An 8,162-nucleotide genomic window follows, 5' to 3' on the forward strand; every position below is an offset into this window, starting at 1 on the left:
ACGGGGGGGGGGGGGGGGGGGGGGCCGGGGGGGGGGGGGGGGGGGGGGGGGGGGGGGGGGGGGGGGGGGGCGGGGGGCGGGGGGCCCGGCCCCGGGGGGGCCGGGGCCCGCCCGCGCCCCCGCTACGCCGTCAGGACCTTCGCCCGGGCCTTCCGCGCCGCCGGGACGACCAGCGGCGTACCCGTCTCCGGGTCGTCGATGACCTGGCAGCGCAGCCCGAAGACCTTCTCCACCAGCTCCGCCGTGACCACCTCGGCCGGCGGGCCCTCCGCGACCACCGTGCCGCCGCGCATCGCGATCAGGTGCGTGGCGTAGCGGGCGGCGTGGTTGAGGTCGTGCAGCACCGCGACCAGCGTGCGGCCCTGGGTCTCGTGCAGCTCCGCGCACAGGTCCAGGACGTCGATCTGGTGCTGGATGTCCAGGTACGTCGTCGGCTCGTCCAGCAGCAGCAGCGGCGTCTGCTGGGCGAGCGCCATCGCGATCCAGACCCGCTGCCGCTGCCCGCCCGAGAGCTCGTCCACGGCCCGGTCGGCCAGCTCCGCGACCCCCGTCGAGGCCATCGACTCCTGGACGATCCGCTCGTCCTCCGGCGACCACTGCCGCAGCAGCCCCTGGTGCGGGTAGCGGCCGCGCGAGACCAGGTCGCTGACCGTGATCCCGTCCGGCGCGATCGAGGACTGCGGCAGCAGCCCCAGCGTCTTGGCGACCTTCTTGGCGGGCAGCGACCCGATCGCCTGCCCGTCGAGCAGCACCCGCCCCGCCGTCGGCTTCAGCATCCGCGACAGGGCCCGCAGCAGCGTGGACTTGCCGCACGCGTTCGGTCCGACGATCACGGTGAAGGAGTTGTCGGGTATCTCCACCGACAGGTTCTCGGCGATGACCCGCTCGTCGTAGCCGAGGGTCACGTTCTCCGCGGTCAGCCGCTGCACCTGCACTTGCGCACTCCCTTGTGACTTCATATACGTCCCGCCTTGCGCTCGGTGACGAGCAGCCAGAGCAGGTAGACACCGCCGACGAGCCCGGTCACCACGCCCACCGGGAGCTGGTCGGCGCCGAAGGCCCGCTGCGAGGCCCAGTCGGACACCAGCAGCAGCACCGAGCCCATCAGCGCGGCGGACACCAGGTTCGACCCGGGCGAGCGGGTCAGGCGCCGGGCGAGCTGGGGCGCCGCCAGCGCCACGAAGGAGATCGGGCCGGCTGCCGCGGCCGCCGCCGTGGTCAGCAGGATCGCCGCCAGCATCAGCAGCATCCGGGTACGTTCCACCCGTACGCCGGCCGCGTACGCCGCGTCGTCGCCCATCTCCATCATCCGCAGGGCCCGCCCCTGCCCGAGCACCAGCGGGAACAGCACCGCGCAGGCCACCGCGAGCGGCCACACCTGGGCCCAGTCCCGCCCGGCCAGCGAACCGGTCATCCACACGATGCCCCGGGCGGCCTCGGTGTCCTGGGCCTTGGTCAGCAGGAACTGGATCACGGCGACCAGCACCGCCGAGGCTCCGATGCCGACGAGCACCAGCCGGTAGCCGTGGATCCCCTTCTGATAGGCGAGCAGGTAGATGACGACGCCGACGAGGAGGCCGCCGACCACCGCCCCGAGCGCGACTTCGGTGGCGTCGCCCTTGAAGACCGTGATGACGACGAGCGCGCCGACCACCGAGCCGTATCCGAAACCGAGCATGTCCGGGGAGCCGAGCGGATTGCGCGACACCGACTGGAAGACCGCGCCGGACATCCCGAGCGCCGCGCCGACCAGCAGCGCGACCAGGGCCCGCGGCAGCCGCAGGTCGTTGACGATGAAGTCGTTCGCGGGCGTGCCGTTGCCCAGCAGGGTCTGGACGACGTCGGCGGGCGCGATCTGGAAGTCGCCGGTGCCGATCAGTACGACGGCCATCGCCAGCGCGGCGACGAGCAGCAGCACCCCGGCGGCCACGGCACGCGGCTCGACGCGCAGGGACAGCCCGCCGGGGCCGCGCAGCGCCCGGGGTCCGGGCCGGGAGAACCGGCCCTCGGGGGACTTGGCAGTCACGGTCACAGCTGGGCCATCCTCTTGCGCCGAACCAGGTGGATGAAGACGGGCCCGCCGATGATCGCCGAGACGATGCCGACCTGCAGCTCGGCGGGGCGCGTGACGACCCGGCCGACGATGTCCGCGCCCAGCAGCAGCACGGGCGAGAGGACCGCCGAGTAGGCGAGAACCCAGCGCATGTCGGGCCCGGTGAAGACGCGGACGAGGTGCGGGACCATCAGGCCGATGAAGACGATGGGCCCGCAGGCCGCCGTCGCCGCCCCGCACAGCAGGGTGATGGCCACCATGGCGGTGATCCGGGTCCGCGTCAGATGGGCGCCCAGCGCCCGCGCGGTGTCGTCGCCCATGGCCATGGCGTTGAGCGACCGCCCCAGCGCCAGCGCCAGCACCGCGCCGGCCAGCAGGAACGGTGCGACCTGCGTGACGGTGTCCATGGTGGCGGAGGCCAGCGAACCGACCGACCAGAAGCGCAGCTTGCCGAGCGCCTCGCTGTCCATGAGCTGGACGGCGTTGACGTAACTGACGAGCGCGAAACTGGCCGCGGTGCCGGCCAGCGCCAGCCGGACCGGAGTGGCGCTCCGGCTGCCGCCCAGGACGTAGACGACGACCGACACCACCGCCGCGCCGGCGAAGGCGTACCAGACGAACTCGCTCAGTTTGCTCGCGCCCAGGAAGCTGATGGCGGAGACGACGGCGGCGGCCGCACCGGCGTTGACACCGAGGATGCCCGGCTCGGCCAGCGGGTTGCGGGTCAGGGCCTGCATGACCGCGCCCGACAGCCCGAGCGCGAGCCCTACCATCAGCCCGAGCAGAGTGCGCGGCACCCGCAGGTCGCGCACCACCACGTCGGAGGTCGTGCCCGTGTAGTGGAACAGCCCGTGCCAGACCTCCTCCAGCGGCATCTGCTTGGCGCCGACGGCGATGCTCGCCACCGCGATCAGCGCGAGGGCGCCGAGGGCGGCCAGCAGACCGGCGGCGCGCGCCGCGTGCCGCGGGCGGACGGCGGCGACCGGCGCCGCGCTCTCTTTCGGGGGACTCTCAGCCAACACGGAGGTTAGGTTAGCCTACCCTCCGACCCTGTTGATCAGGTGTGCTGCCCGAGGGCCACCCCGCGACACCGCCCGGCGTCCACGGCCCGCTCAAAGGCCCAGCCGCGCCAGCGCCTTGTCCGCGTCCAGCTCGCACGTTCCGTCCCCGGCCCGGCTCCAGGCCGCCGCGCACAGCGCCCGCAGCCCGTCCAGCGGATCCCCTTCGCCCGCGCCGTCGCCGTCCTCGCGCAGCTCCAGCGCGCCGTCCCCGGCGACCGCCGTCCACGCCCCGCACCGGAACCCCTCGCCGGCCGCGACCACCTCCGGCTGCCCGGTCAGCATCCCCCGCAGATCGCGGTCCACGTACGTCGGCCGGTGCCGGGGTTCGGCCCGCAGCAGCTGCGCCCCGTCCGTGACCCCGGTCAGCACCAGCAGGGAGTCCACCTCCCCGTTGAACGCGCCCTCGATGTCCGTGTCGAGCCGGTCCCCCACCACCAGCGGCCGCTGCGCGCCCGTCCGCAGGATCGTCTCCCGGTGCATCGGGGGCAGCGGCTTGCCCGCCACCTCGGGCTCCGCGCCCGTCGCGATCCGGACGACCTCGACGGCCGCCCCGTTGCCGGGCGCGATCCCCCGTGCGCTGGGGATCGTCAGGTCCGTGTTCGACGCGAACCACGGCAGCCCGCGCGCGATCGCGTAACTGGCCTCCGCGAAACGGCTCCACGGCAGCTCCGGCCCGCCGTAGCCCTGCACCACCGCCGCCAGGTCCGCCTCGTCCGCCGAGTCCGCCGGCACCAGGCCGCGCTCGCGCAGCGCCACCCGCAGCCCCTCGCCGCCGATCACCAGCACCTTCGCACCGGCCGGCAGCCGCTCGGAGATCAGCCGGGCCACCGCCTGCGCGGAGGTGATCACCTCGTCCGCGACCGTCGGGATGCCCAGCTCGGTCAGGTGCTCGGCGACCGCGTCCGGCGTGCGCAGCGCGTTGTTCGTGACGTACGCCAGGTGCATCCCGACCGCGCGCGCCGCCCCCAGCGACTCCACGGCGTGGGCGATCGCCAGCCCGCCCGCGTACACCACGCCGTCCAGGTCCAGCAGGGCCGTGTCGTACGCCCGGTGCAGGCTCCGCTCGCTCCCGGAGGGCCTGGTCCTGCTCTGCCGACTCATCCGCCCGCTCCTCGTCCCCGCACGCCGGCGCCGCCGCCGGACCGTGCGTGATCATGACCGAAATCCGTACGCCCCCGATCATCCCGCATCGCGAGACGCCCCTTACCATGCACCAATGACCACACCTGGTACCGCGGAGCACGGACTGCGCCTGATCCCCTTCCATGGCCTGCGCTATGTCCCCGAGCGCGTCGGCAGCCTCGCCGCCGTCACCTCGCCGCCGTACGACGTGGTCGTGCGCCCCGACGGGCTCAACCACCTCGAGTCCGCCGACCCGCACAACATCGTCCGGCTGATCCTGCCCCAGGCGGACACCCCCGACGCCCGCAACGAGCAGGCCGCCCGGACCCTCCACGACTGGCTCGCCGAGGGCGTGCTGTCCGCCGACCCCGAGCCGGCCCTGTACGTCTACGAGCAGCGCAAGGGCGATCTGCTCCAGCGCGGCGTCATCGGCGCCCTGGCCCTGTCCACCGCCGACGCCGGCATCGTCCTGCCGCACGAGGACGTCATGCCGCACGTGGTCACCGACCGGGCCGGCCTGATGCGTGCGACCTCGGCCAATCTCGAGCCGCTGCTCCTGACCTACCGCGGCGACGACCCCGGATCCGGCGCCGCCCGCGTCGTCGAGACCACCGTCGCCGGGACACCACTGCTGTCGACCACCACGGAGGACGGTTTCTGCCACCGCCTGTGGTCCATCACCGACCCGGCCGCGCTGGCCGCCGTCACCGCCGACCTCGGCGGCCGCCAGGCCCTCATCGCCGACGGCCATCACCGCTGGGCGACGTACCTGCGCCTGCAGGAGGAGCACCAGAGTCCCACCGACTGGGACTTCGGCCTGGTCCTCCTGGTGGACACGGCCCGCTACCCGCTCCAGGTCCGCGCCATCCACCGGATGCTGCGCCGGCTTCCGGTGGCCGACGCCCTCGCCGCGCTCGACGACCGCTTCCGTACCCGGGTCGTCGACGGCCCGCTGCCGGCGGCGCTGGACGCCCTGGCGGCGGCCACCGCCAAGGGCAACGCCTTCCTGCTCGCCGGCGACGGCCGCTTCCACCTGGTCACCGACCCCGACCCGGAGCTCATCGACCGTACGGTGCGGCACGACCGTCCGGAGGCCTGGCGCCGGCTGGACGCGACGGTGCTGCACGCCACCCTCCTGGATGCGGTGTGGCAGGTCCCGGACACCCCCGAGCACATCACCTACATCCACGACACCGAGGCCACCATCGCCATGGCCGAACGCACCGGCGGAACGGCGGTGCTGCTGCACCCGGTCCGCGAGGAAGTCGTACGGGACCTGGCCCGGCAGGGCGTCACCATGCCCCGCAAGTCGACGTCGTTCGGCCCGAAGCCGGCGACGGGCCTGGTCCTGCGCAGCCTGGACTGACCGCGCCCGACAGACCCCGGACGACGCACACGACACACGCCGAAGGGCGGTACCCCTCACCGGGGTACCGCCCTTCGTCTCATGCGTCAGCCGCGTCAGCGGTCGTCGCGCTCGTCCTGGCCGGACTTGTGCTCGACGTCCTCCTCGAAGATGACCTCGTCGGCGATGTCGTCCGCAGCGAGGTCACCGCCGGCGCGCCGGGCGTCCTCGTCCTCGTCGCCCGCCCCGACCGGCTCGTACTCGTCGTCGTCCTCGTCGTAGTACTCGGTCCGGTCCGCCGCCCGCTCGGCCGCGCGGACCTCCGGGTCGTCCGACTCCTCGTCGTCCTCGTCGGTCATCGCGTCGACGAACTCGACCCCGTCCATCTCGGCCAGCCGGTCGGAGGCGTCGGTCGCCCCGTCCTTGTCGGCCTCGACGGTCTTGGCGAACCACTCGCGCGCCTCGTCCTCGCGCTCGGCCGCCAGCAGCGCGTCGGCGTACGCGTAGCGCAGCCGCGCGGTCCACGGCTGGACGGAGTTGGAGGCCAGCTCCGGGCTCTGGAGGGTCACGATGGCGGCGTCCAGCTGCCCCATGTCCCGCCGGGCACCGGCCGCGACCAGCCGCATCTCGACCTGGCCGGCCTTGTCCAGTTTCTGCACCTCGGGCTCGCCGGCCATGGCCAGGGCGCGCTCGGGGCGGCCCAGACCGCGCTCGCAGTCGGCCATGACGGGCCACAGCTCGACGGAACCGGTCATCCGGCGGGCGGCACGGAACTCCGCCAGCGCCTCGCTGTACTTCTGCGTGGCGTACGCGGCGAAGCCGGCGGCCTCGCGGACGGCGGCGACGCGGGAGGCCAGGCGCAGCGCGATGCGCGAGTACGCGTACGCCTGCTCCGGCTCCTCGTCGATCAGCCGCGCGACCATGACCAGGTTCCGGGAGACCTCCTCGGCCAGCCCCTTGGGCAGGCTCAGCAGCTCCTGGCGCACGTCGGCGTCGATCTCGTCACCGGTGACGTCCTCGTCGATCGGGAGCCGCTTGACGGGCTCGCGGTCGCGGAAGTCACGGTCCCGCTCGTCACGGCCACGGTAGCCACCACGGTCATCACGGCCACCGCGGTACCCACCACGGTCGCCGCCCCGGTCGTCACGGCCCCGGTAGCCACCACGGTCGCCACCGCGGTCATCACGGCCACCGCGGTACCCACCACGGTCGCCGCCCCGGTCGTCACGGCGGAAGCCGCCCCGGTCGTCGTCACGGCGCGGGTAGCTGGGACGCTCACCACGGTCATCACGACGGAACGACGGACGGTCACCGCCGCGGTCGTCACGGCGCGGGTAGCTCGGACGGTCGCCACCACGGTCGTCGCGACCGCGGAAACCACCACGCTCGTCGTCACGGCGCGGGTAGCTGGGACGCTCACCACGGTCATCACGACGGAACGACGGACGGTCGCCACCGCGGTCGTCACGGCGCGGGTAGCTCGGACGGTCGCCACCACGGTCGTCACGACCGCGGAAACCACCACGCTCGTCGTCACGGCGCGGGTAGCTGGGACGCTCACCACGGTCATCACGACGGAACGACGGACGGTCGCCACCACGGTCGTCACGACGCGGGTAACCACCGGCGCCCCGGTCGTCACGGCGCGGGTAGCTGGGGCGATCCCCACCACGGTCGTCACGGCCACGGAAACCACCACCACGCTCGTCATCACGGCGCGGGTAGCTGGGACGCTCACCACGGTCATCACGACGGAACGACGGACGGTCGCCACCACGGTCGTCACGACGCGGGTAGCTCGGACGGTCGCCACCACGGTCGTCACGACCGCGGAAACCACCACGCTCGTCATCACGGCGCGGGTAGCTGGGACGCTCACCACGGTCATCACGACGGAACGACGGACGGTCGCCACCGCGGTCGTCACGACGCGGGTAACCACCGGCGCTCCGGTCGTCACGGCGCGGGTAGCTGGGACGGTCGCCCCGGTCGTCGCGACGGAAGGACGGACGGTCACCGCCCCGGTCGTCACGACGCGGGTAGCCACCGGCGCCACGGTCATCACGACGGGGGTAACCACCACGGTCGCCGCCGCGGTCGCCGCCGCGGTCGTCACGGCCGCGGAAGCCACCACGGTCGCCGCGGTCGCTGCCGCCGGCCGGGCGGCCGCCGCGGTCGTCGCGACGGGGGTAGCCGCCACCGCTGGGCCGGCCGCCACGGTCGTCACGGCGGTAGCCGCCGCGGTCACCGCCACGGTCGTCACGGCCCCCGCGGTAGCCGCCCCTGTCACCACCGTCGTTGCGACGGGGCTCGCGCTCCGGACGATCGTCGGGAGAGTTGGACATGGGTGTGACTCCTGTCTTCGGGGTACCGCTAGTCATTCTCGCGCAACCAGCCCATGGCCGCGCTCCGGCGTAAAAACGAGCAAAAACAAAAAGGACCCTTGGTCCTCAGCGTGAACGCTGAGGACCAAGGGTCCTTTGAAAGATTGTTCGGCGGCGTCCTACTCTCCCACAGGGTCCCCCCTGCAGTACCATCGGCGCTGAAAGGCTTAGCTTCCGGGTTCGGAATGTAACCGGGC

Annotated in this window: 6 protein-coding genes, 1 rRNA gene and 1 pseudogene; 1 reads left to right on the forward strand and 7 read right to left on the reverse strand. The window is 73.4% G+C overall.

The window, feature by feature from the left end:
* Positions 1 to 122 precede the first annotated feature (122 nt).
* From ACIPXB_RS34845 to ACIPXB_RS34860, 4 genes are all read right to left on the reverse strand, one after another.
* Positions 123 to 959, reverse strand: coding sequence for an ABC transporter ATP-binding protein (locus ACIPXB_RS34845; RefSeq protein WP_401456613.1), 837 nt, complete (start codon positions 957 to 959; stop codon positions 123 to 125).
* Entirely contained in the window at positions 956 to 2,032 is a 1,077-nt protein-coding gene (locus ACIPXB_RS34850) for a FecCD family ABC transporter permease (RefSeq protein ID WP_401456615.1), read from the reverse strand. The genes ACIPXB_RS34845 and ACIPXB_RS34850 overlap by 4 nt, the downstream gene beginning before the upstream one ends.
* On the reverse strand, positions 2,029 to 3,075 hold the full coding sequence (locus tag ACIPXB_RS34855; RefSeq protein ID WP_401456617.1) for a FecCD family ABC transporter permease: 1,047 nt from the start codon (positions 3,073 to 3,075) through the stop codon (positions 2,029 to 2,031). Before ACIPXB_RS34855 ends, ACIPXB_RS34850 begins: the two co-directional genes overlap by 4 nt.
* A gap of 90 nt (positions 3,076 to 3,165) precedes the next feature.
* Entirely contained in the window at positions 3,166 to 4,215 is a 1,050-nt protein-coding gene (locus ACIPXB_RS34860; RefSeq protein WP_401456620.1) for an HAD hydrolase-like protein, read from the reverse strand.
* Positions 4,216 to 4,330: 115 nt separating this feature from the next.
* On the opposite strand from ACIPXB_RS34860, the gene ACIPXB_RS34865 reads away from it, so the two are divergent.
* On the forward strand, positions 4,331 to 5,602 hold the full coding sequence (locus ACIPXB_RS34865; protein ID WP_401456622.1) for a DUF1015 family protein: 1,272 nt from the start codon (positions 4,331 to 4,333) through the stop codon (positions 5,600 to 5,602).
* Positions 5,603 to 5,697: 95 nt separating this feature from the next.
* Here ACIPXB_RS34865 and ACIPXB_RS34870 read toward each other — a convergent pair whose 3' ends face one another.
* The 3 genes and pseudogenes from ACIPXB_RS34870 to rrf all read right to left on the reverse strand — a co-directional run.
* A complete protein-coding gene (locus ACIPXB_RS34870) occupies positions 5,698 to 6,567 on the reverse strand; it encodes a hypothetical protein (protein WP_401456637.1) in 870 nt (289 codons plus the stop codon).
* 60 nt (positions 6,568 to 6,627) lie between these two features.
* A pseudogene (locus ACIPXB_RS34875) lies at positions 6,628 to 7,962 on the reverse strand (hypothetical protein); the annotation flags it as partial.
* A gap of 109 nt (positions 7,963 to 8,071) precedes the next feature.
* Positions 8,072 to 8,162 (reverse strand): 5S ribosomal RNA (rrf, locus tag ACIPXB_RS34880); the annotation flags it as partial.

It is taken from the genome of Streptomyces sp. NPDC090022 (genome assembly GCF_044748145.1).
Classification (GTDB): Bacteria; Actinomycetota; Actinomycetes; order Streptomycetales; family Streptomycetaceae; genus Streptomyces.

What these genes read in the sequence shown, in the direction of transcription:
- ACIPXB_RS34845 (WP_401456613.1), bottom strand. Translation starts at nt 959, where the DNA reads ATGAAGTCACAAGGGAGTGCGCAAGTGCAGGTGCAGCGGCTGACCGCG.
- ACIPXB_RS34865 (WP_401456622.1), top strand. Translation starts at nt 4,331, where the DNA reads ATGACCACACCTGGTACCGCGGAGCACGGACTGCGCCTGATCCCCTTC.
- ACIPXB_RS34860 (WP_401456620.1), bottom strand. Translation starts at nt 4,215, where the DNA reads ATGAGTCGGCAGAGCAGGACCAGGCCCTCCGGGAGCGAGCGGAGCCTG.